Genomic DNA, 26,542 nt, shown 5'->3' with positions numbered 1-26,542 from the left:
TGATCGCCTCCTCCGGCACCAAACTGATCGCGCAAAGCCGCGGCGATGCGGAATTGCTGGAGTCGGTGGCCGTCATCAACACCTTGGTGGAAAGCATACGCGACGACGCGCTGACCCTGCGCATGGTGCCGGTGGACGAAATATTCAGCCGCTTCCCGCGCATGGTGCGCGAGGTGTCCAAGCAACTGGGCAAGTCCATCCATCTGGAGATCAAGGGCGGCGACACCGAGATCGACAAATCCATGGTGGAGAAACTGACCGACCCGTTGATGCACATTGTCCGCAATGCGGTGGACCATGGATTGGAGTCGGCTGATAAACGGCGGGCCGCCGGGAAGCCGGAGCAGGGCACGGTCATGCTGAACGCCTATCACGACGCCGGCTCGGTGGTGGTGGAAGTGCGCGACGACGGTGGCGGCATCAACCGCGAGAAAGTGCTGGCCAAGGCGATAGAACGCGGCCTGGTCACCGAAGGACGGGTGCTCAGCGACCAGGAAACGCTGCAGCTGATCTTCCTGCCTGGTTTCTCCACCGCCGACGCCGTCAGCGACCTTTCCGGCCGCGGCGTGGGCATGGACGTGGTCAAGCGCAATATCGAGGCCTTGCGCGGAGAGATAGAAATCCAGTCACAGCCCGGCGTCGGCTCGGTATTTCGCCTGCGCCTGCCGCTGACGCTGGCCATCATCGACGGCTTCCGCGTCGAGGTGAACGAGTCGTCCTTAGTGATGCCGCTGGACATGATGATCGAGTGCGTGGACATGCCGGAAGGCGCCATGAGCCAACACGCGAGGCAAGTGAATCTGCGCGGCGACTGGCTGCCGTTTGTGTCCCTGCGCGAGCTGTTTGGCCTGCCGCCGTCCGACAAGCCGGAATATATCGTCATCGTGCATTACGGCGAGCTGCGCGCCGGCATTGTGGTGGATCGGCTGATGGGCGAGGTGCAGGCGGTGATCAAGCCTTTGGGCGAGATTTTCAAGTCGCTGCGCGGGATCAGCGGCTCCACCATCCTGGGCAACGGCAAGCCTGCCCTGGTGCTCGATATTCCGCAACTGATCCAGCATGCCTGCCGCCGCGAGCGCCGTTTGGTTCGCCAAAACACAGAAGCCTTGATATCCGAACCATCGGAAAAGGCGTAAACGTCTGCTCTTGAGGAGAAATTTGCTATGAACTGGTTTCATGACCTGCAAGTAAAAACCAAGCTGGGCGCGGCCTTTACTCTGTTGCTGTGTTTGTTGCTGATATTGGGTGTGGTGGGCTTCTCCGCAACCGGCAAGATGTCGGGCCTGCTGAACGACATGTACAACAATCAGCTGATTCCGATCAAGGAGTTAGGCAATGCGGCGCGCAATGCGATGGCCGTCAATCGCTCCACCTATCGTTATATTGCGGAAACCGACCAAAAAACGATGGACCAAGTTGAAGCGAACATAGAGAAATTCACAAAGAACATGAATGCCAGCCTGGAGGTGTATCGCAAAACCACCCTGACGCCGCCGGAGGTGGACGCCTTGCGCCGCTTTGACTCCACTTGGGCGGCCTATGAAGGCTATGCCAAGGAGATCAAGAATCTGTCCTACACCGATACCGGAAACAACGAAAACAATAAAAAGGCTTTGAAGCTGATGGCGGAAAAGGGACGGCCGACTTTTGAAGTCGCCAACAATATTCTTTCCGAGCTGATAGACATCAATGTCCAGCTATCTGAAAAAGCGTTGGCGGATGGCAAGGCCACCAGTTCTTCCACTTTGCAATTCATCGTTTTGATCAGCGGCGCGGCTGTGCTGATGTGCCTGGGCATGGCGCTGCTGGTGACCCGCAGCATCCTGAATCAACTGGGCGGCGACCCAACGTATGCGATGCAGGTGGTGACGCGGGTGGCGGATGGCGATTTGGCGGTGCCGATTCAACTGCGCGCCAATGACACGACCAGCCTGCTGTATTCGATCAAGGGCATGGCGCACCGCTTGTCCGACACCCTGGCCGAAGTCAGCTCGATGTCGGAATCGATAGGCGCCGCGTCCGAGCAGGTGGCCTCCACCGCCAGCTCGCTGGCGCAAACCGCGTCCGAGCTGGCTTCCAGCGTGGAGGAAACCAGCGCCTCGGTCGAGGAGATGGCCTCCACCGTGACCCAGAACGCCGACAACGCCCGCGTGACCGAGGGCATCGCCTCCAAGTCTGCCGGCAGCGCCACGGAAAGCGGCAAGGCGGTGGGCGATATGGTGCATGCGATGAAGGAAATCGCCTCGCGCATCACGGTGATCAACGATATCGCCAATAAGACAGACTTGCTGGCGATCAATGCGGCGATCGAGGCGGCGCGCGCCGGCGAGCACGGCAAGGGCTTCGCCACGGTGGCGGTAGAGGTGCGCAAGCTGGCCGAGCGCTCTCAGGTGGCGGCCAAGGAGATCGGCGATCTGGCCGGCCGCTCGGTCGGCGTGGCCGAGCGGGCAGGGCAGTTGCTGCAGGAAATGCTGCCCGGCATCGATCAGACGGCGACGCTGGTTCAGGAAATTTCCGCCGCCTCGCGCGAGCAGCGCACGGGCATCGACCAGGTCAATACCGCGGTGTCGCAGATCAGCACGGGCATGCAGACTTCGGCCTCGTCGGCGGAAGAGCTCAGCTCCACTTCGGAAGAGCTGAGTTCCGCGGCCATGCAGCTGCAAGACTTGATGCAGCAGTTCAAGCTGCGCGGCAATCGACATGCGCGCAAGAGCGTAGCCATCCATATGTCCGGCCATGCCGGCGCGCCGCGCAAGGCATCGCAGGCGGCATCCAATCATTTCGATGACGATTTCGACGGGGACGTCGACGACGACAAATTTTCCAAATATTGAGGAGAGAGGCGATGAGCGAGCGTTCCGAATCCGCCGCAGGCGCGCCGGGCGGCAAGTTCCATTGCGTGACCTTCATCCTCGGCGAGGATTTGTTCGGCATTCAGATCAACTTTATCCGCGAAATCATCGAGCTGGACGGCATCACCCAAGTGCCGATGATGCCGAGTTTTGTGCGCGGCATCATCAATCTGCGCGGATCGGTCGTGCCGGTGATAGACCTGTCCATCCGTTTTGGCCGAGGCCTGACCGAACTGAAGCCTTCCTCCTGCGTAGCGATTCTTTCTCTGCCGGGCCTGGAGGGCGGCTATAACGATGTCGGCATTCTGCTGGACGCGGTGTGCGAGGTGCTGGAAATCCCGGAGCGGGACATCGATCCGTCGCCGACTTTCGGCGTCAGCATTCGCGGCGATTTCATTCTGGGCATCGCCACCATCAACGAGCGCTTCGCCATTCTGTTGAATGTGCAGCAGGCGCTGTCAGTGACGGAGCTGAGCGCCATGGCCGAAACCGCCGCTCAGCAGCATTTCAATGACGACGCTGAGGTGGCCTGAGGCCGGGGCGGGAAGCATGCGGAACGGCGACCCGACGCTCAGCGAGGAAGAGTTTGCCTGCTTCCGTCAATTCATCCTTCGCGAGGCCGGCATAGACCTCCCGCCGGGCAAGCGGCCGCTGGTGCAGTCCCGGTTGTCCAAACGGCTGCGCGTCTTGGGGCTGGACAGCTATGCCGCCTACTGGCGCCTGTTGCGCGCGCCGGAGAGCCATGCCGAGCGTCAGCGCGCGGTGAACATGCTGTCCACCAATGAAACCTATTTCTTCCGCGAACCGCAACATTTCCAGTGGCTGGAGCGTCAGGTTCTGGCGTTGCGAGAGCGGCAGCCGGGCATGATCAAGGTATGGTCCGCCGCCTGCTCCACCGGCGAAGAGCCTTACACCATCGCCATGGTGCTGGCCGAGACCTTGGGCATCAGCGGCAACTGGCGCATCTTCGCCACCGATATCAATACCAAGGTGCTGGCGTCGGCCAAGCGCGGGGTCTACCCCTTGGATCGGGTGCGCCGCACCCCGCCGCTGTTGTGGCAGCGATATTTGCTGCGCGGCCGTGATGAATACGAGGGCATGGTCAAGGTGGCGCCGGAGCTGGCGCGCAAGGTGGAGTTCTCCCAGCTCAATCTGCTGCAATGCAATCAACTCCATCACACTGAAATTGATATTGTCTTTTTGCGCAATGTTCTGATTTACTTTAATGAGGCCACCAAGCTGGATGTGCTCGCCCACTTGTGCACCCGGATGAAAAATGGCGGCCATCTGCTGATCGGCCACTCCGAATCCTTGCATAAGCTCGATTTGCCGCTGGTGCAGGAGGAACCGTCGCGTTATCGCTTTGAAGCCGCGCGACAGCTGAGCGGAGGAGGAAAGAAATGAGCATCGCCGTGCTGATCGTCGACGACTCCGCCGTGGTGCGAGAGATACTCACCCAGATGCTGTCCAGCGCGCCGGACATAGAAGTGATGGGGGCGGCGCCGGACCCTATCTTCGCCATGACGCGGATGAAGGCGCGCTGGCCGGATGTGATCGTGCTGGACATTGAAATGCCGCGCATGGATGGGCTGACCTTTCTGCGCAAGATCATGGATGAGCGGCCGACGCCGGTGATCATCTGCTCGTCGCTGACGGAGAAGGGCGCGCGCATCACCTTGGACGCGATGTCCGCCGGCGCGGTGGCGGTCATCACCAAGCCGACGATCAATCTGAAATCCTTCCTGCAGGAAGCGGCCAAGGACCTGATTCAGGAGGTGCGCAACGCCGCGAGGGCGCGGATGGGGGTGGTCAAGCGCATGGCGCGTCCTGCCGAGCGCGGACCGGGCGGCGAAATCGCGCCCAAGCTTACCGCCGACGTGGTGTTGGAAGCGCCTTCCGGCCTGGAAAAATACCGGACCACCGAGAAGATCATCGCCATCGGCACCTCCACCGGCGGCACCCAGGCGCTGGAATACTTGCTGCCGAGGCTGCCGGCCACCTGTCCAGGCGTGGCGGTGGTGCAGCACATGCCGGAGAAATTCACCGCCTCGTTTGCCAACCGGCTGAACAGCCTGTGCAATGTCGAGGTATGGGAGGCGAAGAATGGCGACCGCTTGAGCGCCGGCGTGGCCTTGATCGCTCCCGGCGGCAAACATCTGCTGATCAAGCGCAGCGGCGCCCAGTATGTGGCCGAGGTAAAGGACGGGCCGCTGGTGTCGCGGCACCGGCCTTCGGTGGATGTGTTGTTCCGCTCAGTCGCGTTGTGCGCCGGCAGCAATGCCGTTGGCGTGATCATGACGGGCATGGGCGATGACGGCGCGCGCGGCATGCGCGAAATGCACGATACCGGCGCGCGGACTATCGCGCAGGATGAGGAGTCTTGCGTGGTATTCGGCATGCCGGCCGAGGCGATCGATCACGGCGGGGTGGATGAAGTCATGTCGCTGGAGAGAATTGCGCACACGCTGGCCGGGATCAGGGGTTGAATCATGGGATATCTCGATAAGTGGTTGCAGCGGTCGGTGATGGTGGTCGACGATTCCGCCACGCATCGCCTGCTTGCCGTGGGCATTTTGCAAGACTTGGGTTTTTCCAAGGTGTGGGAAGCAGAGAATGGCATGGATGCGCTGAATAAGCTGCAAGCACTGGATAGCGTCGATCTGGTGATTACAGACTTGAACATGCCATGCATGGACGGCGTGAAACTGCTGGAGAACATCGCCGCGACGATGAAGGGCAAGGTGCAATTCGTCGCTGTGATGAGCGGCGTGCCGCGCGATGTGCTGGATGCCGTGCAGGGTGTGGTGGACGCGTCGGAGCTGGATCTGCTTGAAGTCTTTCCCAAGCCGCTGCGTCGCGAGGAGGTGGAGCGAGTGCTGGACGCCTGCAACCCGGATTGGCATCTGCCAAGCCGAGGAGGCAGCAAGTTCACCATCAGCCGGGATGAAGTCTCCCAAGCCTTGCAGCTAAAGCAGCTGGTGCCATATTTTCAGCCCAAGATTTCACTGAAAGACAATCTTTTGTGCGGGGTGGAGGCGCTGGTGCGCTGGGAGCATCCGCATTACGGCGTGCTTTCGCCGTCGTTGTTTGTCGAGTACCTGGAGGATGGCGAGCTGGCCATCCGTTTTTTTTATCACTTCCTGCGCGATGTTTGCACCGCGCTGCTGCATTTCCAGGCCGTGCGCCCAGAGCTGCATGCATCGATCAATCTGCCTGTCCCTCTGCTGAGCGACCCTAACCTCGTGGATGAAATGACAACCATCGTCCAGTCCAAGGGCTTGCCCAGCGAAAGCATCGTGCTGGAAGTGACGGAAACTTCCTTGATGTCCAATCTGGCGCCGTCCTTGGGCACGCTGGCGCGGCTTAGACTGAACGGCTTTGGCCTGGCGATGGATGATTACGGCACTGGGTATTCGTCGATGAAGCAGCTGTCGCGCAGCCCATTCACCGAATTGAAAATAGACCGCGAATTCGTGCACGACGCGTCCAGCAGCCCGAAAAAGCTGGCCATCCTGACCTCGGCCATCGCCATGTGCCAGAAGCTGCAGTTATCGTCGGTGGCGGAGGGCGTGGAGACAGAGTCCGACCGGCAGCAACTGGCCGCGCTTGGCTGCGACGTGGCTCAAGGCTATCACTACAGCCGGCCCTTGTCTGAGGAAATGTTCATGCTGTGGATGCAGGAAAGAGGCGCGTAGAGGTATCGGCAGGGCATGAAAAAAGGGGCCGGCGGCCCCTTTTTCGCGCAGAAGCGGGATCAGGCGGCGAAGTTCTTGGCCACGAAGTTCCAGTTCACCAGCTTCCAGAAGCTTTCCATATAGTTCGGGCGGCTGTTGCGGTAATCGATATAATACGCGTGTTCCCAGACATCACAGGTCAAGAGCGGCTTCTTGTCGGTGGTCAGCGGGGTAGCGGCGTTGCTGGTGGAAACCAGGTCCAGGCTGCCGTCGCTGTTCTTCACCAGCCAGGCCCAGCCGGAGCCGAAAGTGCCAACGGCGGTCTGGGTGAAGGCCTTCTTGAACTCTTCGAACGAACCCCACTTGGCCTTGATGGCGTCGGCCAGCGCGCCGGTCGGCTCGCCGCCGGCATTCGGGGCCAGGCCGAACCAGTAGAAGGTGTGGTTCCATACCTGAGCGGCGTTGTTGAAGATGCCGCCGGAAGACTTCTTGACGATCTCTTCCAAGGAGGCGTTTTCGAACTCGGTGCCCTTGATCAGGTTGTTCAGGTTGGTGATATAGGTCTGGTGGTGCTTGCCGTAGTGGAATTCCAGGGTTTCCTTGGAAATGTGCGGGGCCAGGGCGTCCAGCGCGTACGGCAATTCAGGCAGTTTGTGTTCCATTATGCTCTCCTTGTTGAGAAAGTAAGCCGCGTAAGCGGATGCTTTTTTCGGAGTTTACTGGAATATGGCCGGGATGGCCAATAGTTGACTAAAATGATAGGAATAAGCTTTTGCAATTTGATGTGATTGTCATCGGCGCCGGCGCGGCCGGCATGATGTGCGCCGCCACTGCCGGCCAGCGCGGCCGGACGGTGCTTTTACTGGACCATGCCGCCAAATTGGCGGAGAAAATCCGCATCTCCGGCGGCGGCCGCTGCAACTTCACCAACGTCAATGCCCGCTTCGACTGCTACCTGTCGGCCAATCCCCATTTCTGCCGCTCCGCGCTGGCGCAGTACACGCCGCAGGACTTCATCGCCATGGTGGAGCGCCATGGCATCGGCTACCACGAGAAGAAGCTGGGCCAGCTGTTTTGCGACGACGGCAGCGAGCGCATCATCGCCATGCTCGACGAAGAGTGCCGACTGGGCGGCGTGGACAGGCGGATGGAAACGGCCGTCCTCACCGTAGCGCGCGGCGATGACGGCGTGTTCGCAGTGGAAACCAGCGGCGGCCGTTTCCGCTCGTCCTCTCTGGTTGTCGCCACCGGCGGATTGTCCATTCCCCAGATCGGCGCCACGCCGCTTGGCTACCAGTTGGCGGAGCAGTTTGGCTTGCCGGTGACGCCTTTGTCTCCGGCGCTGGTGCCGCTGACCTTCCATGTGGAAGACGCCGAAATCTTTACGCCTCTGGCCGGCGTGTCGATAGATGTGGAAGCGAAGGCAGGCAAGGGTAAGTTCCGCGAGAACGTGTTGTTTACCCACAAGGGCGTATCTGGCCCGGCTATCCTGCAGGTGTCGTCCTACTGGCAGCCCGGCATGGAGCTGCTGCTGGATCTGATGCCGGACGGCGACGCCGAGGGCTGGCTGGAGGAAAAGGGCGATAGCGAGCAGCTTATCGCCAACGCCCTGAGCGAACTGGGCTGGTCGCGCCGCTTCGCCGACGCCTGGCTGGATCGCGTCGGCATGAACAAGCGGCTGAAGGATTTGGGGCCGAAGCAACGCCGCCAATTGGCAGAGCAGCTGCACCGCTGGTGTGTCAAACCCAACGGCACCCAGGGCTACAAAAAAGCCGAGGTCACGCTGGGCGGCGTATCCACCCAGGCCCTGTCATCCAAGACGCTGATGGCGGCCAATGTGCCCAATCTGTTCTTCATCGGCGAGGTCGTGGATGTGACCGGCTGGCTGGGCGGCTATAACTTCCAGTGGGCCTGGTCGTCCGGCTATGTGGCCGGAATGAACTGCTGAGCCGCGCCGCCAGATGGCGGCGTTTCGGGTTAGAATCACGCTTTGCCTTACGCGCATTTTTCCGCGCATGCACTCCGGGTCTACATGACAGAACAGTACGATAATTTCGATAGCGAAATGGCGGCCATCCGCACGCCGCCTCATTCGGTGGAAGCTGAACAATCGGTGCTGGGCGGCCTGTTGCTGGACAACAGCGCCTGGGACAAGATCGCCGACGTGGTGACGGAAGCCGACTTCTATCGCCATGACCACCGGCTGATCTACCGCCACATCGCCAGACTGGTGGAAATGGCGCGCCCGGCCGACGTGGTGACGGTGGCCGAGTCGCTGGACAAGAACGCCGAGCTGACCGAAGTGGGCGGCCTGGCTTATCTGGCCACGCTGGCGCAGAACACGCCGTCGGCGGCCAATATCCGCCGTTATGCGGAAATCGTCCGCGAGCGCTCCATCATGCGCCAGCTGGCGCAGGTGGGAACCGAGATTGCCGACGCCGCGTACTCGCCCATGGGCCGCGACGCGGCGCAATTGCTGGACGAGGCCGAGGGCCGCGTGTTCCAGATCGCCGAGTCCACCGCCAAGTCCAAGCAGGGTTTCCTGGAAATGCCAGGGCTGCTGAAGGAGGTGGTGGAGCGCATCGACATGCTGTACAGCCGCGACAATCCGGACGAGGTCACCGGCGTACCGACCGGCTTCATCGATCTGGACGCCAAGACCTCCGGCCTGCAGCCAGGCGACCTGATCATCGTCGCCGGCCGTCCGTCCATGGGCAAGACCGCCTTCTCGATGAACATCGCCGAGCACGTGGCGGTGGAGACCCACCTGCCGGTGGCGGTGTTCTCCATGGAAATGGGCGGAGCGCAGCTGGTGATGCGTATGCTGGGCTCGGTGGGCCGGCTGGATCAGCATGTGCTGCGCACCGGCAAGCTGGGCGACGACGATTGGCAGAAACTGACTTACGCCATCGGCAAATTGTCCGACGCGCCGATGTACATCGACGAAACCCCGGCGCTGACGGCGCTGGAACTACGCGCCCGCGCGCGCCGTCTGGCGCGGCAGCACGGCGGCAAGCTCGGGCTCATCGTGATCGATTACCTGCAGCTGATGAGCGGCTCCGGCCGCGGCGACAACCGGACGGCCGAGCTGGGCGAAATCTCGCGCGGCCTGAAGGGTTTGGCCAAGGAACTGCAGGTGCCGGTGATCGCCCTGTCCCAGTTGTCGCGTGCGGTGGAGCAGCGGCCCAACAAGCGGCCGATGATGTCCGACCTGCGCGAATCAGGCGCCATCGAGCAGGACGCGGACTTGATCATCTTCATGTACCGCGACGAATACTACAATCCGGATTCGCCGGACAAGGGCCTGGCCGAGGCCATCATAGGCAAGCACCGTAACGGCCCCACTGGCGCGGTGCGGCTGGCCTTCATCGGCCATTACGCCAAATTCGACAATGCCGCCAGCGTCGGCGCAGCCGGCTGGGCCGACAGCGACAGCTAACGCGATATCGAGACCAAGACATGAGCTTTTTCGACAAGCACGTATTCATCTGCTGCAATCAGCGCGACGCCTGTCAGGATTGCTGCAACAACCACGGCTCCAGCGAATTGCTGGGTTATATGAAAGACAAGGTCAAGGCGTTGGGCCTGGCCGGCGAGGGCAAGATCCGGGTCAACAAGGCCGGCTGCCTGGGACGCTGCGACGATGGCCCGGTGATGGTGGTCTACCCGGAAGAGACCTGGTACACCTTCCTCGACAAGGAAGACATCGACGAAATCGTCAATGAGCATATGCTGAACGGCCGCGTGGTGGAAAGGCTGAAGATCTGATGTTGAAGGCCTTGAACAAGATCCAGATTGCCGGCCCAGTCGGCGCGCTCGACACCATCATCATTCCGGCCCAGGGCGAAGCCAGCGGCGTCGCCGTCATCTGCCATCCCAATCCCTTGCAGGGCGGCACCCACACCAACAAGGTGGTGCAGACTGCCGCCAAGGCGTTGTCGCAGATGGGATACGCCTGTTATTGCCCGAACCTGCGCGGCGTCGGCGACAGCGAAGGCGAGCATGATTACGGCCAGGGCGAGGTCGACGACGTCATCGCCGTGGTCGAGTACGCCAAATCGCAGCATCCGGGCCTGCCGCTGGCGCTCGCGGGCTTTTCCTTCGGCGGCTTCGTCGCCGCCCGCACGCGCACGCGCATCGAGGCCGACAAGCTGCTGCTGATGGGCGTGGCTGTCGGCAAATACCCGATCCCGACGCCGGACGTCCCCGTGGATGCGCTGGTGATCCACGGCGAAGAGGACGAAGTGATCCCGCTGAGCAATGTAATGAACTGGGCGCGCCCGCAGAGCCTGCCGGTGCTGGTGTTGCCAGGCGCAGGCCATTTCTTCCATGGCCGTCTGGTGCAGCTGGCGCAGATGATCCAGCGTTGCTGGTAAAGATCACAAGCAGACCTCGGTCGCATCTACAGAAAGAGAACAAAATGCAGAACATCATCGATTTTGTGCTGGAAATCGACAAGCTCAAGCAGGTGACACGCAAGACCAAGGTGCTGAACAGCGAGCGCTATGAAAACTCGGCCGAGCACAGCTGGCAGATCGCCCTGCTGGCCGGCTCCTTGCAGCCTTACGCCAAGGAGCCGGTGGACATCAACCGCGTCATCGGCATGCTGTTGGTCCACGATATCGGCGAAATCGAAACCGGCGACACTATCGTCTATGCGGAGGATGGCTGGGAGGAGCGCAAGGCGCAAGAGCTGGCCTGCGTCACCCGCATTTTCGGCATGCTGCCGGCAGAGCAGGGGCAGCGCTTCCTAGCTCTGTGGCGCGAATTTGAAAGCGGCGAAACCGCCGAGGCGCGTTTCGCCCATGCCGCGGACCGCGCCATGCCGGTGCTGCTAAACCTGGCCAACCAGGGCCAAAGCTGGCTGGAAAACGGCATCCGCCACGAGCAGGTGGTCGCGCGCGTGGCCCCTCCGATACGCGAGGGCTGTCCCGCGCTGTGGGCCTATCTGGAGGGCCGCCTGCAGGAAGCCAAGGAGAAAGGCTGGCTGGGTTAAAGCCTGCCGGTCTGCGCATCCTGAAGACGCCTTTGGGCGTCTTTTTTTATTTGAAATCATGTTTTCTTGATATGCAGGATGACCAGGAATGCCCTATACATAACTATCCCCCGGTTTGCCTGGTTTCAGACAGCCAGAAAACCTGTCGACACGCGGAGGATGGCGCTCATGCAGCAAGCGGATTCGGACTCCTCACCCGAACTGGCGTTTCTTTCCACCCAGTCTCCAACGCGAGGGCAGCGCAGGCTTGCCCAGGCGGTGGCCGCCTGGTCGCTCTTCGTTTTCATCGCGGCCTTGCCTTATGCCCAAACTCCTCTGCCCAAAGTATGGGCCTTCATTCCTGCCTATCAGTCCGCGCTGGCGGCCAATGATTTAGTGACTTCGGCATTGCTGTTCGGCCAATTCGCCATTCTGCGTCATCCCGGCTTGCGTCTGCTGGCGGTAGGCTATCTGTTCACCGCGCTGATGGCGATCTGCCACGCGCTAAGTTTTCCCGGCTTGCTCACTGAGCGGGGCTGGCTCAGCGGCGGACCTCAAACCACCGCTTGGCTGTACATGCTCTGGCATTTCGGCTTCCCGCTGATGGTGATCGCCTACGCGCGGCAAGCGCCTGATAGCCATCTTCCGGATGAGGGGAACGGTCTGAAGTTGATTTTGCGCGCCATCGCGCAAACCTGCCTCGCGGTGGCCGCGCTGGTGCTGTTGGCGACGTGGGGGCATGACACCTTGCCCGCCATCATGCATGGCAATCGCTACACGCCGCTGATGTGGGCTGCGGTGTCATCGGTATGGGGCGTGAGCGCCCTGGCGCTGGGCATGGTGTTGCTGCGGCGTCCGCAATCGTTGCTCGATGTATGGCTGGTCGTGGTGATGCTGGCCTGGCTGTGCGATGTCGGCCTGTCCACTATGTTCAACGCCGCCCGATTTGACCTCGGTTTTTACGTTGGCAGGAGTTTCGGCTTGATGGCGGCGAGCTTTGTGCTCCTGGTGTTGTTGCTGGAAAACGGGCGATTGTATGCGCAGCTGGCTGACAGCGCGTCGGCGCTTGGTCATGCCAAGCAGGTGGCCGAGCAAGCCACGCGCGCCAAATCGATTTTCCTGGCCAATATGAGCCATGAGATCCGCACGCCGATGAACGCCATCATCGGCATGTCCTACCTGGCCATGCGCACCGGCCTGAGCGAGCAGCAACGCGACTACATCGGCAAGATACACAATGCCGGCACCTTGCTGCTGGGCATCATCAACGACATTCTGGATTTTTCCAAGGTGGAGGCGGGTCGTCTGGAGCTGGAGACGCAACCATTCTGGCTTGACGACATGCTGGACGGGGTATCGGCGCTGGTGGCGCAAAAAGCCGCCGACAAAGGACTGGAACTAGTGTTCGAGACCGGCCGGGAAGTGCCGCAGGCTTTAGTGGGCGACGCGCTGCGCCTGGGGCAGGTGTTGACTAATCTGGTGAACAACGCCATCAAGTTCACCGATAAGGGACAGGTGGCCGTCATCATTGGCGTGAGCGGGCGAGTGGGCGAAAAAGTGCAACTGAATTTTTGCGTGCACGATACCGGCATCGGCATGAGCGAAGAGCAATGCGCGCGCTTGTTTCAGGCTTTCAGCCAGGCTGACAGCTCCACCTCGCGGCGATTTGGGGGAACGGGCCTCGGGTTGGCCATCGTCAAGCGGCTGGTTGAAATGATGGGTGGCTCGGTGCGGGTGGAGTCGGCGCCGGGCTGGGGCAGCTCCTTCATTTTCCAATGCTGGCTGGGCGTATCGAATAGCCACTCGGCAGGCAAGCGTCCGCCTTTGCCAACCGAAATGCGCGGGTTGCGCGTGCTGGTGGTCGACGACAACCAGGCCGCCCTGAATGTGCTGTGCGAACAACTGCGCATGCTGGATTTTGCGGTCGCCGATTGCGGCAGCGGGGCGGAGGCAGTGGCGCTGGTGCGCCAGCATTGCCTGGATCAGCCATTCGACATCGCGCTGGTGGACTGGCTGATGCCGGACATGGATGGCCTGGAAACCATACGGCGCATGCGGCAGATCAGCCGCAAGCTGCGGGTCATCCTGGTTACCGCATTCGGCCGAGACGAGGTGCGCGGCAAGTCCAGGGCGGCAGGCTGCGATGGTTTCCTGACCAAACCCGTCAGTCAATCGTCCTTGTACGACGCCTTGCTGGAGGCATTCGGCTTTGGCCGCGGGGACGAAGTCTCATCGCAGATGAGGATGCCAGACCTGCATGGCATGCACTTGCTGCTGGCCGAGGACAACCGGATCAACCAGCAAATCGCGGTGGAGCTGCTGGATGGCGCCGGCGCCACGATCACCGCGGTCGGCGATGGGCAGGCGGTTTTGGACAAGTTGGCCGCTTACGGCCCCAAAGGCTTCGATGCGATCCTGATGGACGTTCAAATGCCCGGCATGGACGGCATTGAGGCGACTCGCAGAATCCGCGCGCAAGATGGCTTTGCCGAGCTGCCCATCATTGCGATGACGGCCGATGCGATGGGCGATGACAGGGCGCGTTGCCTTGCCGCCGGCATGGTCGATCATGTGCCCAAGCCGATAGATCCACATGAGCTGTTTTCAACGCTCCTGCGCTGGTTGCCGGAGGCGCGGCTGCCGCCAAGCCAGGAGGCGCAAGAGCAGCCGCTTCCCCTGCCGGAAGTGGCGGGCCTGGATCAGGCCGCAGGCCTGTCGCGCGTGGCCGGCAATCGCGAGCTGTATCTGCACGTGCTTTGGCAGTTCGTTGAGGAGGAGGCTGATGCGCCGGCGCGAATCTCCATGGCCTTGGCGGAAGGCGATCGCGCGGTCGCGCAAAGGATAGCGCATACCTTGAAGGGCGCGGCCGGCAGCATAGGTTTGGAGCGGTTGCAAAACGGCGCGGCGAGTCTGGAGAGAGCCTTGCGGGATGGACAGGATGTGACGGCTGAGCTGGCTCAGTTGGCGGGCGATCTGGCGCGAACCATCGCCGCCTTGCGCGCGGCCCTGCCAAGCGCAGGGCAAGCCGCTCAGCCCTCGGGCATGGCGGATGCGTCTGTGCTCGATCGGCTGGCGCTGCTGCTGCAGCTGGGGGATGGCGAGGCGCTAGGCTTCTTTCTGGAGCATGCGCCGGATATTCGCGCCCGCTTTTCCGATGACGCCTGCGCGGCCTTTGAACGCAGTCTGAACAGTTTTGACTTTGTCGCTGCTTTGGAACATTTGCGCGCCGCGGCCAAGGAGGCTGGCTTGACCTTGTCGGAGCATACGATATGAGCGGAATGACAGAGTCCAGCTTGCAGACGGTGTTGATCGTAGACGATGCGCCCGAGTGTCTGGCCCAGATGTATGGCTTGCTCAAGGGGCATTATCGGGTCTTGGTCGCCAATAGCGGAGAGCGCGCGTTGCAAATTGCAGCCGGCGAGGCGCTGCCGGATCTGGTGCTGCTGGACGTCATGCTGCCCGGCATCGGCGGTTTCGAAGTTTGCCGACGGCTTAAGGCCGATGATCGCACGGCGGCGATTGCGGTGATTTTCCTGACAGGGCAGGGCGAAAGCGAGGATGAGCAAGCCGGCTTCGATGCCGGCGCCGCCGATTACATCATCAAGCCGATATCGCCCCCCATTGTCTTGGCGCGCGTGCTGACGCATATGCGGCTGAAAGCGGCGGCGGATTTTCTGCAGGACAAGGCGGCCTTTTTGGAGAGCGAGGTGGAGCGCCGCACGCGCGAGGTGCAAGTGATACAGGATGTCACCATCATGATGATGGCGGCGCTGGCCGAAACGCGCGATCACGAAACCGGCAACCATTTGCTGCGGACGCAGAACTATGTGCGCGCGCTGGCGATTGAGCTGAGGAATCATCCGCGCTACCGCGCCGAACTCGACGAGCAGACCATACAGCTGCTGTACAAATCCGCGCCGCTGCATGATGTCGGCAAAGTGGGCATCCCCGACCGCATTTTGCTGAAACCTGGCCGGCTGACCCCGGATGAATTTGAAATCATGAAAACGCACACCGTGCTGGGCCGGGACGCGATCGCCACGGCGGAAAAACTCCTTGATGGCCCTAGCAACTTCCTGAGGCTGGCGCGCGAGATCGCGTATTCGCACCAGGAAAAATGGGACGGCAGCGGCTATCCGGAAGGGTTGAGCGGGGAGCGGATACCGCTGTCGGCGCGGTTGATGGCGGTGGCGGACGTCTATGACGCCCTGATTTCGCGGCGGGTGTACAAGCCGCCGTTTTCACATGAAACGGCGGTCGACATGATCAGGGAGGGGAGCGGCCGGCATTTCGATCCGGACGTGGTCGACGCCTTCCTGCAGATCGCTGAGCAGTTCCGCCAGATCGCGCAGCGCTACGCCGATGCCGAATGAACGGATGCGCTTAGCGGTGGAGCTCGCCTGCCGATTCCGGCTGCTCGACAATTTCCAGCACGGTCAAAGCAACGCTGCCGGATGGCGTTGGCCAGTGCATGGTCTGCCCGACCGAGAGTCCTAGCAAGGCGGCCCCGATGGGAGCCAAGACGGAGATGCGGCCCAGCGTCCCATCGGCGTCTTTAGGGTAAACCAGTGTCAGCTGTTTTTCCTCGCCGCTTTCCAGTTTGACGCGAGCAGTGCTGTTCATGGTGATGACATTGGGCGGAATCGCAGATGGCTCCATCACGTCCGCCCGTTCCAGTTCCGCCTCCAGGCGGCTGGCGACAGGATGGCCGTACTCGCAGGTTTCCAGCACGGCTGCCAGGCGTTCGTAATCCAGAGTGGACACAATAATGGGGGGCGGGATAGACATATGAGCTCCTTGCAGATGGACAAAGGGCACCGCAAGGGTGCCCGTTGGACAAATCCGGAATGGATTCATGTGTCGATCATATAGGACTCATCGTTGCCAAAACAAGTCCAGGAGCCGAGTATATATTTTGCCTTGCCGGGAACTTCCAGCGAAAAATAGCTTATCCCAGCAATGATAGGGCAGCCTGTGGCGCGATATTGGCTTGCCCCAACGCCGCGGCCCCCGTGCGGCCCAGTATCTGCTGCGCCGTCAGGTTGGCGGTGGCGGCGGCAAAGTCTGTATCGCTGATGCGGCTGTTGGCGGCTTGGTTGGCGATATTGGAGGTCTGCAGGTTATTCACCACCGCCTCAAAGCTGCTGTTGACCGCGCCGAGGGTGGCGCGCTGCGAACCTATCGTTTGCAGATCGCTTTGCACCGATTGTTGCGCATTCAGCGCATTGGCCTGGGTGGTGATGTCTATGGTGTTGGTCGCCGCTAGGTTGGCGTTGTAGCTGTTCAGGCCGCCGGCGCCGGGCGCGGCCGACAGATTGATACTGGGAACGGTGATCTGGTTGCTGCTGGTGCCATTCGGTCCCACCTGGAAGGTGGAGGCGTTGCCGCCTGTCAGCAGGGGCGTGCCATTGAATTGCGTGCTTTGCACAATTTGCGAGTTGGACTGGGTCAGCTGATCCACTTGCTGCTGCAGCGCCTGGCGGTTGCTGGCATTCAACGCGCCATTGCCGGCCTGGATGGCCAGCTCCTGGATTTGCTGGGTATTGCTCTGAATCTGGCTGAGCGCGGATTCTGCGGTTTGCACCAGCGAAACGCCGTCATTGGTATTGTTGATGGCCTGGTTGCTGCCGTTGATTTGCGCCTGCAGCTGCTGGGAAATGGCGAGATTGGCCGCATTGTCCGCAGCGCTGTTCAATTGCGAGCCGGACGCGAGCTGGGCCAGAACCTGTTTGGTGGCTTGCTGCGTCTTGTTCAGCTGAGACTGGCCAGCCAATGAGGCTAAATTAGTGTTGATGGTCAGCGCCATGATGATCCCCCGCTTGCTGCGTGCCGATAGGGCAATAATGCTCATTCAGTTTAGAAACAAGCACTTGCCCTGGCAAGAGTAATTTAAAGCAGGAAACAATTCGCAACGAATTAGGAGGGGAAAGCCCCGCGACAGCAGGCGCGGGGCGATTGGACTTATTTGAAGCTGGGCTTGTCAGGCGTGCCGGCGGACTGGGTCATGATTTCGTAGCCGGTGTCGGTCACCAGCACGGTGTGCTCCCATTGCGCGGACAGGCTGCGGTCCTTGGTCACCACGGTCCAGCCGTCCGCCAGGATGCGCAGATGGCGCTTGCCCTGGTTGATCATCGGCTCGATGGTGAAAATCATGCCAGGCTGGATTTCCAAGCCCGTGCCTGGGCGGCCGTAGTGCAGAATTTGCGGTTCTTCATGGAATTTCTTGCCGATGCCGTGGCCGCAGAACTCCTGCACTACGCTGTAGCCGGCGCCTTCGGCGTAGCTCTGGATGGCGTAACCGATGTCGCCGAGCGTAGCGCCCGGCTTCACTTTCTCGATGCCTTTCCACATGGCCTCATAGGTGATTTTGCACAGGCGCTTGGCGTGGGGGCTCACATCGCCGACATAGAACATGCGGCTGGTGTCGCCGTGGTAGCCGTCCTTGATCACCGTGATGTCCAGATTGACGATATCGCCGTTCTTCAGTGGCTTGTCGTTGGGAATGCCATGACAAATCACGTGATTGACCGAGGTGCAGATCGACTTGGGATAGGGATTATGGCCGCCCGGCGCGTAGTTCAGCGGCGCCGGGATGGTGCCTTGCACATTGACCATATAGTCGTGGCACAGCTTGTCGATGGCCTCGGTGGTGACGCCGGGCTTGATGTGCGGGGTGATGAAGTCTAGGACTTCGGAGGCGAGACGCCCCGCGACACGCATTTTTTCGATGTCGGTCGCGTCTTTGATCTGGATAGACATGTGTGGCTTGTTTGTTTTCATCGGCTAATGAGACGTAATTCTAGCAAAATGCGGCCCCGCTGGACATGCCAAGCGCGCGGTGAGCCGCGCTGGACTTTCTATACTGGACTGGTACGGCTTTGCGGGAGAAGGAGATGCGCGCATGGATGCTGGCCTTGTGGCTTGCGCTCTTGTCATGCCAGACCCAGGCCGAGAGCGCGATGGAGGTGCGTTATATCAGCGATGCGCCGCGCTATGGCGCTGGACAAAACCATTCCGGAATACGGCCCGTATGTGATGAGTCACCCGGAAGCCGAAATGAACGAGCCCCGCTATATGGCGGATGCGATTTCGGGCAAATCGGTCAACCTGGTATGGGGCTCCACTTCGGTAGAGCGCGAGCGAACCTTGATTCCGATCCGCATCCCGTTGGGGAAGGGATTGCTCGGCTATCGCATCGGCCTGATTCGCGCGGGCGAACAGGCGCGTTTTTCCGGAGTGAAAACGCGGGACGACCTCAAGCGCTTCACTCTCGGCATGGGGCCGGGCTGGGGCGATATCGCCATCTGCCGCCACGGCGGGCTGACTGTGTGGATCGATCCCTACGAGAAGCTATTCAAGATGCTGACCGCGGGGCGGTTCGATTTCTATTCGCGCGGCGTCAATGAGATATTCACGGAATTCCAGGCCTTCCACCTGTCCGAGCAGGGCATAGCCGTGGAAAAGGATTTGCTGTTGCATTCTATCTATCCGTTTTACTTTTTCGTCAGCCCGGCCGAGCCGCGGCTGGCCAGCCGGCTCAAGATGGGCTTGGAGAAAATGCTGAACGATGGCAGCTTCGACGCTATTTTCTGGAAGTACAATCAGGCCAATATCGAGCGGGCCGGCCTGGCGCGGCGGCATGTGATCGAGTTGGCCAATCCGGCCTTGCCGCCCGATACGCCGCTGGATGACCATCGTTTGTGGTTCGCGCCATCGGCCCGGCGGCCCTGAGTGGCGCGACATGTCTCCACGGTCCCGGCGTGCGCCGGCGCAGCGCGCGATTGGATGAGGCGCGGCGATGGGCTGGCCATGAAAAAGCCCGCCGGGAGGCGGGCTTGCTGGCTTTGTGGGAGCCGGATCAGGCTTGCTCCTGATGGTAGCGCGTGACGCGCTCCACTTCCTGTTTCGAGCCCAGGAATACCGCCACGCGTTCGTGCAGCTTCTGCGGCTGGATGTCCATGATGCGCTGGTAGCCATTGGTGGCCGCGCCGCCAGCCTGCTCGACAACGAAGGCCATGGGGTTGCCTTCATACATCAGCCGCAGTTTGCCGGCCTTGGCGGGGTCGCGCGCGTCCTTGGGATACATGAAGATGCCGCCGCGAGTCAGAATGCGGTGCACTTCAGCCACCATGGACGCCACCCAGCGCATATTGAAGTCGCGGGCGCGCGGGCCGGTCTTGCCGGCCAGCAGCTCCTCGACATAACGGCGCACCGGCGCTTCCCAGTGGCGCATATTGGACATATTGATGGCGAATTCGCTGGTTTGCTCCGGCACGCGCATGTCCGGATGGGTCAGCACGAACGAGCCTTGTTCGCGATCCAGCGTGAAGCCATGCACCCCGCTGCCGAAAGTCAGCACCAATTGGGTTTGCGGGCCGTACACGGTATAGCCGGCCGCCACCTGATGGGTGCCGGGCTGCATGAAGTCATGTTCAGTCGGCTGCGTCACGCCTTCTGGGCAGCGCAGGATGGAGAAAATCGTGCCGACCGAGATGTTGACGTCGATGTTGGAAGAGCCATCCAGCGGATCGAACAGCAGCAGATATTCGCCCTTGGGGTATTCGCCGGGGATGTGATACGGCAGCTCCATTTCCTCGGACGCCATCGCAGCCAGACTGCCGCCCCATTCATTGGCGTCAAGCAGATAGTCGTTGGCGATCACGTCCAGCTTCTTTTGAGCCTCGCCCTGGATGTTGCCGGTGCCGGCTTCGCCCAGCACGCCGGCCAAAGCGCCCTTGTTGACCGAATAGCTGATGGCCTTGCAGGCGCGTCCGACCGTTTCGATCAGCAGGCGAAGTTCGGGGGGGAGCGTGCCCGCCTTGCGCTGCTGTTCGATCAGGAATCGGGAGAGGGTGATGCGGCTCATGACTTTCCTTTGGAATGGATAGGTGCGCGAATGATAATGCCGGCGGGTTGCCGGCACAACGCCGAATTATAGCGAAGATACGGGCGGAGGCGGCGGGGAGGGGCTATCAAGATAGAAAGTTTCATTCAGGAGTGCATCATGCGAGCCAGTATTTTGGGGCTGCTGTTCAGTCTAGCCGTCTGGTCGTCCGCCGCGCCGGCGCTTGTCATCTACACCGAGGACTGGCCGCCGATCACCTTTCAACGCAATGGCGTAGCCGATGGCATGGCGGTGGAAGTGGTGCGGGAAATCCAGTCCCGCATCCGGGACAACAGCCCGATTGAGGTGGTGCCCTGGGCGCGCGGTTACAAAGAACTGTTGACCAATCCCGGCGTGATGCTGTTCACCGTCGGCCGCAGCGAAGCGCGAGAGCGGCAGATGACGCTGCTGGGGCCGATAGCGGTATCGCAGACCGTGCTGCTGGCGCGAAAAGGCGAGGCCGCCAAACTGTTGGCCCTGGGGGCCGGCATCTACCAGCGCCCCGTGGGCGCCTATCGCGGCAGCATCTTCGCCGACGCCGCGTCCGCGGCCGGTTTTGTCGAGGTGGACCTTGCTCCTACGCCGCAGATCACGGCGCAGAAGATGCTGCTGGGCCGCTACGACATGTGGGTGGAAGGCGGCTTCGTCGTGGCCTCGGTGCTGAAAGACATTCACCAGCCGCCCGATGCGGTGGAGGTGGTGAGGGTGCTGGAGTCGCTGGAGTTGTATCTGGCGTTTTCCCGCGGCACCCCCGGCGATGAGGTGCGGCGCTGGCAGGATGGCTTCGCCGCCATCAAGAAAGACGGCACGTTCAAACGCATCTACAACAAATGGCTGCCGCGCGACGCGGCGCCGTTGGAGATCAGGCTGATAGGCGTGCCGCCTGCTTCGCTCCATTAATCCTGGCGGCTCTTGGGGCTGCCCTCCGCCGAAAGGCGGGATGGCGGCTGCGCATTGCGCAACTCGGCCCACTCAGACAACCGGATGTTTTCCGGCACGCCGCGCCGCTTGGCGATGCCGACGCGTTGCGCCCGGTAAATGCCGGAGTGGCCGGAGCATAGATAAGCCACCACGCAAGCCAGTCCGGCGTAAATGCCGATTTCCGGGCCAAACAGCTCCATGGCCATCACGGTAGAAGCCAGCGGCGTATTGGCCGCGCCGGCGAAGACCGCGACAAAGCCCATGCCGGCCAATAACGGAAAAGGCAGGTGCAGCAAGGGCGACAGCGCATTGCCCAGCGCGGCGCCGATGTAAAACAAGGGGGTCACCTCGCCGCCCTTGAAGCCTGCGCCCAGAGTGGCGATGGTAAACGCCAGCTTCCCCGCAAAATCATAAGACGGCAAGGGGTGCTGGAAGGCGGCCACGATATTGGGAATGCCCAAACCCAAATAGGCGCTGGCATCGAACATGGACGCGGCGATGGCGACGCAGGCCCCGCCAATCAAAGGCCGCAGCGGCGCAAACGCGATAAACCGCTTGAACAGCGCGGCCAGCGCATGGACCGACTCAGCGAACAACTTCCCAGTCAGGCCGAACGCCGCGCCAGCCGCCATGGCCGCGCCGAGACCCATGGCAGTCGGCTGCGGAATGTACGGAATCGCGTAATGGGTGTGCTGCACGCCCCACCACAAACCCACTTGGTCGCCCGCGACGGCGGCAAGCAGGCAGGGCAGGATGGCATCGTAGCGCATCCGCCCGATGGCCAGCACCTCCAGGCCAAAGATGGCGCCGGACAGCGGCGTGCCGAAAACCGAGGCGAAGCCCGCGCTGATGCCGGCCATCAGCAGCAAGCGACGCTCCGACGTGGGCAGGCCGAACACTTTGTGAACCTGATCGGCCAAGGCGCCGCCCATCTGGACTGCCGTGCCTTCGCGGCCCGCCGAGCCGCCGAACAAATGGGTAATCACGGTGCCGATCAGCACCAGCGGCGCCATCCGCAGCGGGATGGTCTTTTGGGGATCGTGAATCTCATCGATCAACAGATTGTTGCCGCCTTCAACCTCGCGCCCAAACCATAAGTAGAGCAAGCCAACGGCGAAGCCCCCCAGGGGCAGCAGCCAGATCAGCCAGGCATGGGCAATGCGCGTATGCGTGGCCCAATCCAGGGCGAACAGGAAAAAGGCGGAGGCGCTGCCGACAAGCGCGGCAACCAGCAGCGACAATAGCGTCCACTTGCCGATGAAGGGCAGGACGGAAAGCCGCTCGAGGGTGGGTTTTGGAATCATCGTTTGTCCAGTGTAGTCAAATTGACATGCCTGGACCGTGGGTGCGTGACATGCGTACCTACAGCTTCCGGTCCAGGAATACTGTAGGCATCATCAGCCTTGGCAAAGGCGGTTACGGGAGGAATGCCATCTCCGCATCAGATCCCCCATTCTATGGCGTAGCGGCCAACCGCGCAACGGCGGGCGATTCATGCGTTTTGGGCCGCCTCGCTCTCCAGCCATCCGCAAAAAGCTTCCACGGTGGCGTCTTCGGCCGACATCCGCGGCACGACCCAGCAGTAATCGCGCACCGTCACCACCGGCTCCGGCAGCGGCGAAACCAATTGCCCGGAGGCTATCAGCGCCTGAGCCATAGGCAACGGCCCCAATACCACGCCCAAACCATCTATGGCGGCTTGCAAGGCGAGCGAGAATTTGTCGAAGTGCAGGCTGCAAGCGGGTTTCAGCTCCGGCGCGCCGGCCAGCGTCAGCCAGCGCGGCCAGGCCGTGGGGCGGGTGTCGGCGTGGAGCAGGGTATGGCATACCAGATCGGCCGGGCCGTTCAGCGGCAGACGCGCAAGCAGGGCAGGGCTGGCCAGCGGCAGCTCCCATTCTTTCAGGAAAGGTTTGGCGATATGGCCGGGCCAGTCGCCGGGGCCGCGGCGGATGGCGACGTCAAACGGCGCATCCAGCCGCGACAGATCACGGTCCGACGTGACCAGATGCAGCTCCAGATCGGGATGTCTGGCGCGGAATCCAGATAGCCGGGGCAGCAGCCAATAGGCGGCAAACGTAGGCGTGGAATTGATGCTGAGCCGGCGCTGCCGGTTGGGCTGAAGCAGTTGGGCCGTGGCGTTGGCGATCAGATCCAGGCCGTCCTGCACCTGCACCAGATAACGCCAGCCGGCGTCGGTGAGCTTGACGCGGCCGCCGCTGCGCTCGAACAGCAGCACGCCCAGCCAATCTTCCAGCTGCTTTATCTGTTTGCTCACAGCGCCATGCGTGACGAATAACTCGCCCGCGGCGGCGGAGAAGCTTTCCAGGCGGGCTGCGGCTTCGAAAATCCGTAAGGAATTGAGGGGAGGGTAGGCGCTCATGTTGTGATTTTAACTCACAATGCGTGTTGCGATTACTCGTTTGTATGCAAGCGCCGAAAAGCGTAATCTTCAGCCACTACAAAGCGCATATTCGCAGCGCCAGGCGCGCGTATTATGATGCAGAATTACCGAGTAGAGACTGTCGGCGCATGCGCCGGCAGACTTGCCGACAACCAAAGCCAAGAAGGTCCCAAGTCATGCTAGAAGCTTATCGTCAGCACGTTGCCGAGCGCGCCGCGCTGGGCATTCCGCCCCTGCCGCTGTCCGCCAAGCAGGTTGAAGAACTGGTCGAACTGCTGAAAAACCCGCCCAAGGGCGAGGAGAGCACCCTGGTCGACCTGATCACCCATCGCGTGCCGCCGGGCGTGGATGATGCGGCCAAGGTCAAGGCATCCTTCCTGGCCGCCGTAGCCGAGGGCAGCGTGAAATCGCCGCTGGTGTCGCGCGAACTGGCCACCGAACTGCTCGGCACCATGCTGGGCGGCTACAACATCAAGCCGCTGATCGACCTGCTGGACGATCCGTCCGTCGCCAAGATCGCCGCCGCCGGCTTGAAGAAAACCCTGCTGATGTTCGATTCCTTCCATGACGTGAAGGAAAAGATGGACAAGGGCAATGCCGTGGCCAAGGAAGTGATCGAATCCTGGGCCAATGCCGAGTGGTTCACCAGCCGCCCCGAAGTGGCCGAGAAAATCACCGTCACCGTATTCAAGGTGCCGGGCGAAACGAATACCGACGATCTGTCCCCGGCCCCGGACGCCTGGAGCCGCCCGGACATCCCGCTGCACTACCTGGCCATGCTGAAGAACACTCGCGCCGACGCGGCCTTCAAGCCGGAAGAAGACGGCAAGCGCGGCCCGATCCAGTTCATCGAAGATCTGAAGAAGAAGGGCCATCTGGTGGCTTATGTCGGCGACGTGGTCGGCACCGGCTCCTCGCGCAAATCCGCCACCAACTCGGTGGTGTGGGCCACCGGCCAGGATATTCCTTTCGTGCCGAACAAGCGCTTCGGCGGCGTGACGCTGGGCGGCAAGATCGCCCCCATCTTCTTCAACACTCAGGAAGATTCCGGTTCGCTGCCGATTGAAGTGGACGTATCCAAGCTGGAAATGGGCGACGTGATCGACGTCTACCCGTACAGCGGCAAGATCGAGAAGAACGGCGCCGTGGTGGCCGAGTTCAAGCTGAAGTCCGAAGTGATTCTGGACGAAGTGCGCGCCGGCGGCCGCATCAACCTGATCATCGGCCGCGGCCTGACCGCCAAGGCGCGCGAAGCGCTGGGCCTGCCGGCCTCCACTGCATTCCGCCTGCCCAAGTCGCCGGTCGATTCCGGCAAAGGCTTCTCGCTGGCGCAAAAGATGGTCGGCCGCGCCTGTGGCCTGCCGGAAGGCAAGGGCGTGCGCCCGGGCACCTACTGCGAACCGAAGATGACCACCGTCGGCTCGCAGGACACCACGGGACCGATGACCCGCGACGAGCTGAAAGACCTGGCCTGCCTGGGCTTCTCGGCCGACCTGGTGATGCAATCGTTCTGCCATACCGCCGCGTATCCGAAGCCGGTGGACGTGAAGATGCACAAGGAACTGCCGTCCTTCATCTCCACCCGTGGCGGTATCTCGCTGCGTCCGGGCGACGGCGTGATCCACAGCTGGCTGAACCGCCTGCTGCTGCCCGATACCGTCGGCACCGGCGGCGACAGCCACACCCGTTTCCCGATCGGCATTTCCTTCCCGGCCGGCTCCGGCTTGGTGGCCTTTGCCGCCGCCACCGGCGTGATGCCGCTGGACATGCCGGAATCCGTGCTGGTGCGCTTCAAGGGCAAGCTGCAGCCGGGCGTGACCCTGCGCGACCTGGTCAACGCCATCCCGCTGTACGCGATCAAGCAAGGCCTGCTGACCGTAGCCAAGGCCGGCAAGAAGAACATCTTCTCAGGCCGCATCCTGGAAATCGAAGGCCTGCCGGACCTGAAAGTTGAGCAAGCGTTCGAACTGACCGACGCCTCTGCCGAGCGTTCCGCCGCCGGCTGCACCGTGCACCTGAACAAGGAACCCATCGTCGAATACATGCGCTCCAACATCACGCTGATGAAGTCCATGATCGCCGATGGCTACCAGGACGCGCGCACGCTGGAACGCCGCATCAAGGCCATGGAAGACTGGATCGCCAACGGCCAGCTGCTGAAGGGCGATGCCGACGCCGAATACGCCGCCGTGATCGAAATCGACATGAACGAGATCAAGGAGCCTATCGTAGCCTGCCCGAACGACCCGGACGACGTGAAGCTGATGTCCGAAGTGTCCGGCACCAAGATCGACGAAGTGTTCATCGGTTCGTGCATGACCAATATCGGCCACTTCCGCGCCGCCTCCAAGCTGCTGGAAGGCAAGGCGGACATCCCGGTGCGCCTGTGGGTGGCGCCGCCGACCAAGATGGACGCCAAGCAGCTCACCGAGGAAGGCCACTACGGCGTGCTCGGCCGCGCCGGAGCGCGCCTGGAAATGCCTGGCTGCTCGCTGTGCATGGGTAACCAGGCGCAGGTGCGCGAAGGCGCGACGGTGATGTCCACCTCCACCCGCAATTTCCCGAACCGCCTGGGCAAGAACTCCAATGTGTTCTTGGGTTCCGCTGAACTGGCCGCCATCTGCTCCAAGCTGGGCAAAATCCCGACCGTGGAGGAATATCAGGCGAATATCGGCATCATCAACGAGAAAGGCGCTGAAGTTTACAAGTACTTGAATTTCGACCAGATACAGGAATACCAGGAGCTGGCCGCCAGCAAGGCTTGATAGCAACACCGAGGGGCTAACCATAACGACGCCGTCCACCCAATAGTGGACGGCGTTTTTTGATGCCCGC

The 26,542-nt window shown here is 61.6% G+C and carries 23 protein-coding genes and 1 riboswitch; of the genes, 16 read left to right on the top strand and 7 right to left on the bottom strand.

What is annotated here, in order from left to right; genetic code table 11:
• The 6 genes from BI343_RS03080 to BI343_RS03055 all read left to right on the top strand — a co-directional run.
• Positions 1 to 1,136, top strand: a 1,136-nt coding sequence (locus tag BI343_RS03080) for a chemotaxis protein CheA (protein WP_139165626.1), incomplete at its 5' end; no start/stop codon positions are given.
• Positions 1,137 to 1,163: 27 nt separating this feature from the next.
• Positions 1,164 to 2,834 (top strand): methyl-accepting chemotaxis protein, encoded by a 1,671-nt coding sequence (locus BI343_RS03075; protein ID WP_071108608.1) that lies wholly within the window; start codon positions 1,164 to 1,166, stop codon positions 2,832 to 2,834.
• 11 nt (positions 2,835 to 2,845) lie between these two features.
• Positions 2,846 to 3,385 carry a chemotaxis protein CheW gene (locus tag BI343_RS03070; protein ID WP_043628763.1) on the top strand — a complete coding sequence of 180 codons (540 nt, stop codon included), beginning with the start codon at positions 2,846 to 2,848 and terminating at the stop codon, positions 3,383 to 3,385.
• A gap of 16 nt (positions 3,386 to 3,401) precedes the next feature.
• Complete coding sequence (locus BI343_RS03065) at positions 3,402 to 4,256, top strand: CheR family methyltransferase (protein ID WP_043628761.1); 855 nt, start codon at positions 3,402 to 3,404, stop codon at positions 4,254 to 4,256.
• Complete coding sequence (locus BI343_RS03060) at positions 4,253 to 5,338, top strand: protein-glutamate methylesterase/protein-glutamine glutaminase (RefSeq protein WP_071108607.1); 1,086 nt, start codon at positions 4,253 to 4,255, stop codon at positions 5,336 to 5,338. The genes BI343_RS03065 and BI343_RS03060 overlap by 4 nt, the downstream gene beginning before the upstream one ends.
• A gap of 3 nt (positions 5,339 to 5,341) precedes the next feature.
• Positions 5,342 to 6,547, top strand: a complete 1,206-nt coding sequence (locus BI343_RS03055) for an EAL domain-containing response regulator (protein WP_043628757.1) — start codon at positions 5,342 to 5,344, stop codon at positions 6,545 to 6,547.
• A 59-nt stretch (positions 6,548 to 6,606) separates the two neighbouring features.
• On the opposite strand, the gene sodB is transcribed toward BI343_RS03055, so the two are convergent.
• Complete coding sequence (gene sodB, locus BI343_RS03050; protein ID WP_043628755.1) at positions 6,607 to 7,188, bottom strand: superoxide dismutase [Fe]; 582 nt, start codon at positions 7,186 to 7,188, stop codon at positions 6,607 to 6,609.
• 110 nt (positions 7,189 to 7,298) lie between these two features.
• Here sodB and BI343_RS03045 point away from each other — a divergent pair, with 110 nt between their 5' ends.
• The 7 genes from BI343_RS03045 to BI343_RS03015 all read left to right on the top strand — a co-directional run bounded on the left by BI343_RS03045 (position 7,299) and on the right by BI343_RS03015 (position 15,874).
• A complete protein-coding gene (locus BI343_RS03045) occupies positions 7,299 to 8,474 on the top strand; it encodes a BaiN/RdsA family NAD(P)/FAD-dependent oxidoreductase (protein WP_083340774.1) in 1,176 nt (391 codons plus the stop codon).
• A gap of 84 nt (positions 8,475 to 8,558) precedes the next feature.
• Positions 8,559 to 9,965, top strand: a complete 1,407-nt coding sequence (gene dnaB, locus BI343_RS03040) for a replicative DNA helicase (protein ID WP_043628751.1) — start codon at positions 8,559 to 8,561, stop codon at positions 9,963 to 9,965.
• 20 nt (positions 9,966 to 9,985) lie between these two features.
• The gene (locus tag BI343_RS03035) at positions 9,986 to 10,294 is read left to right on the top strand and encodes a (2Fe-2S) ferredoxin domain-containing protein (protein WP_043628749.1); all 309 of its coding nucleotides are present in this window, start codon (positions 9,986 to 9,988) and stop codon (positions 10,292 to 10,294) included.
• Positions 10,294 to 10,902 (top strand): alpha/beta hydrolase, encoded by a 609-nt coding sequence (locus BI343_RS03030; protein WP_071108606.1) that lies wholly within the window; start codon positions 10,294 to 10,296, stop codon positions 10,900 to 10,902. Before BI343_RS03035 ends, BI343_RS03030 begins: the two co-directional genes overlap by 1 nt.
• Before the next feature lie 44 nt (positions 10,903 to 10,946).
• The gene (locus BI343_RS03025; protein WP_071108605.1) at positions 10,947 to 11,522 is read left to right on the top strand and encodes an HD domain-containing protein; all 576 of its coding nucleotides are present in this window, start codon (positions 10,947 to 10,949) and stop codon (positions 11,520 to 11,522) included.
• Positions 11,523 to 11,690: 168 nt separating this feature from the next.
• A complete protein-coding gene (locus BI343_RS03020; RefSeq protein ID WP_169828973.1) occupies positions 11,691 to 14,774 on the top strand; it encodes a hybrid sensor histidine kinase/response regulator in 3,084 nt (1,027 codons plus the stop codon).
• Positions 14,771 to 15,874, top strand: coding sequence for an HD-GYP domain-containing protein (locus BI343_RS03015; RefSeq protein ID WP_071108603.1), 1,104 nt, complete (start codon positions 14,771 to 14,773; stop codon positions 15,872 to 15,874). Before BI343_RS03020 ends, BI343_RS03015 begins: the two co-directional genes overlap by 4 nt.
• 10 nt (positions 15,875 to 15,884) lie before the next feature.
• Here the strand turns inward: BI343_RS03015 and rnk are convergent, their stop codons facing one another.
• The 3 genes from rnk to map form a co-directional block, all read right to left on the bottom strand.
• A complete protein-coding gene (gene rnk, locus BI343_RS03010; RefSeq protein WP_043628739.1) occupies positions 15,885 to 16,289 on the bottom strand; it encodes a nucleoside diphosphate kinase regulator in 405 nt (134 codons plus the stop codon).
• Between the two features lie 160 nt (positions 16,290 to 16,449).
• Positions 16,450 to 17,307 (bottom strand): flagellin N-terminal helical domain-containing protein, encoded by an 858-nt coding sequence (locus tag BI343_RS03005; protein ID WP_071108602.1) that lies wholly within the window; start codon positions 17,305 to 17,307, stop codon positions 16,450 to 16,452.
• Positions 17,308 to 17,462: 155 nt separating this feature from the next.
• Positions 17,463 to 18,260 (bottom strand): type I methionyl aminopeptidase, encoded by a 798-nt coding sequence (gene map, locus BI343_RS03000; RefSeq protein WP_043629092.1) that lies wholly within the window; start codon positions 18,258 to 18,260, stop codon positions 17,463 to 17,465.
• A gap of 234 nt (positions 18,261 to 18,494) precedes the next feature.
• Between map and BI343_RS02995 the strand changes: the two genes are divergently transcribed.
• Positions 18,495 to 19,232 carry an ABC transporter substrate-binding protein gene (locus BI343_RS02995; protein ID WP_139165625.1) on the top strand — a complete coding sequence of 246 codons (738 nt, stop codon included), beginning with the start codon at positions 18,495 to 18,497 and terminating at the stop codon, positions 19,230 to 19,232.
• 127 nt (positions 19,233 to 19,359) lie between these two features.
• Here BI343_RS02995 and BI343_RS02990 read toward each other — a convergent pair whose 3' ends face one another.
• Entirely contained in the window at positions 19,360 to 20,367 is a 1,008-nt protein-coding gene (locus tag BI343_RS02990) for a class 1 fructose-bisphosphatase (protein WP_071108600.1), read from the bottom strand.
• A gap of 138 nt (positions 20,368 to 20,505) precedes the next feature.
• On the opposite strand from BI343_RS02990, the gene BI343_RS02985 reads away from it, so the two are divergent.
• Positions 20,506 to 21,285, top strand: a complete 780-nt coding sequence (locus BI343_RS02985; RefSeq protein ID WP_083340772.1) for a substrate-binding periplasmic protein — start codon at positions 20,506 to 20,508, stop codon at positions 21,283 to 21,285.
• Here BI343_RS02985 and BI343_RS02980 read toward each other — a convergent pair.
• Positions 21,282 to 22,610, bottom strand: coding sequence for a voltage-gated chloride channel family protein (locus BI343_RS02980; RefSeq protein WP_071108599.1), 1,329 nt, complete (start codon positions 22,608 to 22,610; stop codon positions 21,282 to 21,284). The genes BI343_RS02985 and BI343_RS02980 overlap by 4 nt on opposite strands.
• Positions 22,611 to 22,687: 77 nt before the next feature.
• Positions 22,688 to 22,753, bottom strand: a riboswitch (Fluoride riboswitch).
• Between the two features lie 45 nt (positions 22,754 to 22,798).
• Positions 22,799 to 23,686: a transcriptional regulator GcvA gene (gcvA, locus tag BI343_RS02975; RefSeq protein WP_071108598.1), complete on the bottom strand. Its 888-nt coding sequence runs from the start codon at positions 23,684 to 23,686 to the stop codon at positions 22,799 to 22,801.
• Between the two features lie 197 nt (positions 23,687 to 23,883).
• On the opposite strand from gcvA, the gene acnB reads away from it, so the two are divergent.
• Complete coding sequence (gene acnB, locus BI343_RS02970) at positions 23,884 to 26,472, top strand: bifunctional aconitate hydratase 2/2-methylisocitrate dehydratase (RefSeq protein ID WP_071108597.1); 2,589 nt, start codon at positions 23,884 to 23,886, stop codon at positions 26,470 to 26,472.
• Positions 26,473 to 26,542 lie beyond the last annotated feature (70 nt).

Origin of the sequence: Chromobacterium amazonense, assembly GCF_001855565.1 — a bacterium.
In the GTDB taxonomy this organism is placed as follows: Bacteria; Pseudomonadota; Gammaproteobacteria; order Burkholderiales; family Chromobacteriaceae; genus Chromobacterium; species Chromobacterium amazonense.
The sequence above is the reverse complement of the archived record's forward strand: the minus strand, read 5'-3'. Positions and strand labels throughout refer to the sequence as shown.

Coding starts and splice junctions, on each gene's coding strand:
- BI343_RS02980 (WP_071108599.1), bottom strand. CDS start 22,610: ATGATTCCAAAACCCACCCTCGAGCGGCTTTCCGTCCTGCCCTTCATC.
- BI343_RS02995 (WP_139165625.1), top strand. CDS start 18,495: ATGGCGCTGGACAAAACCATTCCGGAATACGGCCCGTATGTGATGAGT.
- BI343_RS03060 (WP_071108607.1), top strand. CDS start 4,253: ATGAGCATCGCCGTGCTGATCGTCGACGACTCCGCCGTGGTGCGAGAG.
- gcvA (WP_071108598.1), bottom strand. CDS start 23,686: ATGAGCGCCTACCCTCCCCTCAATTCCTTACGGATTTTCGAAGCCGCA.
- rnk (WP_043628739.1), bottom strand. CDS start 16,289: ATGTCTATCCCGCCCCCCATTATTGTGTCCACTCTGGATTACGAACGC.
- BI343_RS03055 (WP_043628757.1), top strand. CDS start 5,342: ATGGGATATCTCGATAAGTGGTTGCAGCGGTCGGTGATGGTGGTCGAC.
- BI343_RS03070 (WP_043628763.1), top strand. CDS start 2,846: ATGAGCGAGCGTTCCGAATCCGCCGCAGGCGCGCCGGGCGGCAAGTTC.
- acnB (WP_071108597.1), top strand. CDS start 23,884: ATGCTAGAAGCTTATCGTCAGCACGTTGCCGAGCGCGCCGCGCTGGGC.
- sodB (WP_043628755.1), bottom strand. CDS start 7,188: ATGGAACACAAACTGCCTGAATTGCCGTACGCGCTGGACGCCCTGGCC.
- BI343_RS03030 (WP_071108606.1), top strand. CDS start 10,294: ATGTTGAAGGCCTTGAACAAGATCCAGATTGCCGGCCCAGTCGGCGCG.
- BI343_RS03015 (WP_071108603.1), top strand. CDS start 14,771: ATGAGCGGAATGACAGAGTCCAGCTTGCAGACGGTGTTGATCGTAGAC.
- BI343_RS03035 (WP_043628749.1), top strand. CDS start 9,986: ATGAGCTTTTTCGACAAGCACGTATTCATCTGCTGCAATCAGCGCGAC.
- BI343_RS03065 (WP_043628761.1), top strand. CDS start 3,402: ATGCGGAACGGCGACCCGACGCTCAGCGAGGAAGAGTTTGCCTGCTTC.
- BI343_RS03020 (WP_169828973.1), top strand. CDS start 11,691: ATGCAGCAAGCGGATTCGGACTCCTCACCCGAACTGGCGTTTCTTTCC.
- BI343_RS02990 (WP_071108600.1), bottom strand. CDS start 20,367: ATGAGCCGCATCACCCTCTCCCGATTCCTGATCGAACAGCAGCGCAAG.
- BI343_RS03005 (WP_071108602.1), bottom strand. CDS start 17,307: ATGGCGCTGACCATCAACACTAATTTAGCCTCATTGGCTGGCCAGTCT.
- map (WP_043629092.1), bottom strand. CDS start 18,260: ATGTCTATCCAGATCAAAGACGCGACCGACATCGAAAAAATGCGTGTC.
- dnaB (WP_043628751.1), top strand. CDS start 8,559: ATGACAGAACAGTACGATAATTTCGATAGCGAAATGGCGGCCATCCGC.
- BI343_RS02985 (WP_083340772.1), top strand. CDS start 20,506: ATGCGAGCCAGTATTTTGGGGCTGCTGTTCAGTCTAGCCGTCTGGTCG.
- BI343_RS03075 (WP_071108608.1), top strand. CDS start 1,164: ATGAACTGGTTTCATGACCTGCAAGTAAAAACCAAGCTGGGCGCGGCC.
- BI343_RS03025 (WP_071108605.1), top strand. CDS start 10,947: ATGCAGAACATCATCGATTTTGTGCTGGAAATCGACAAGCTCAAGCAG.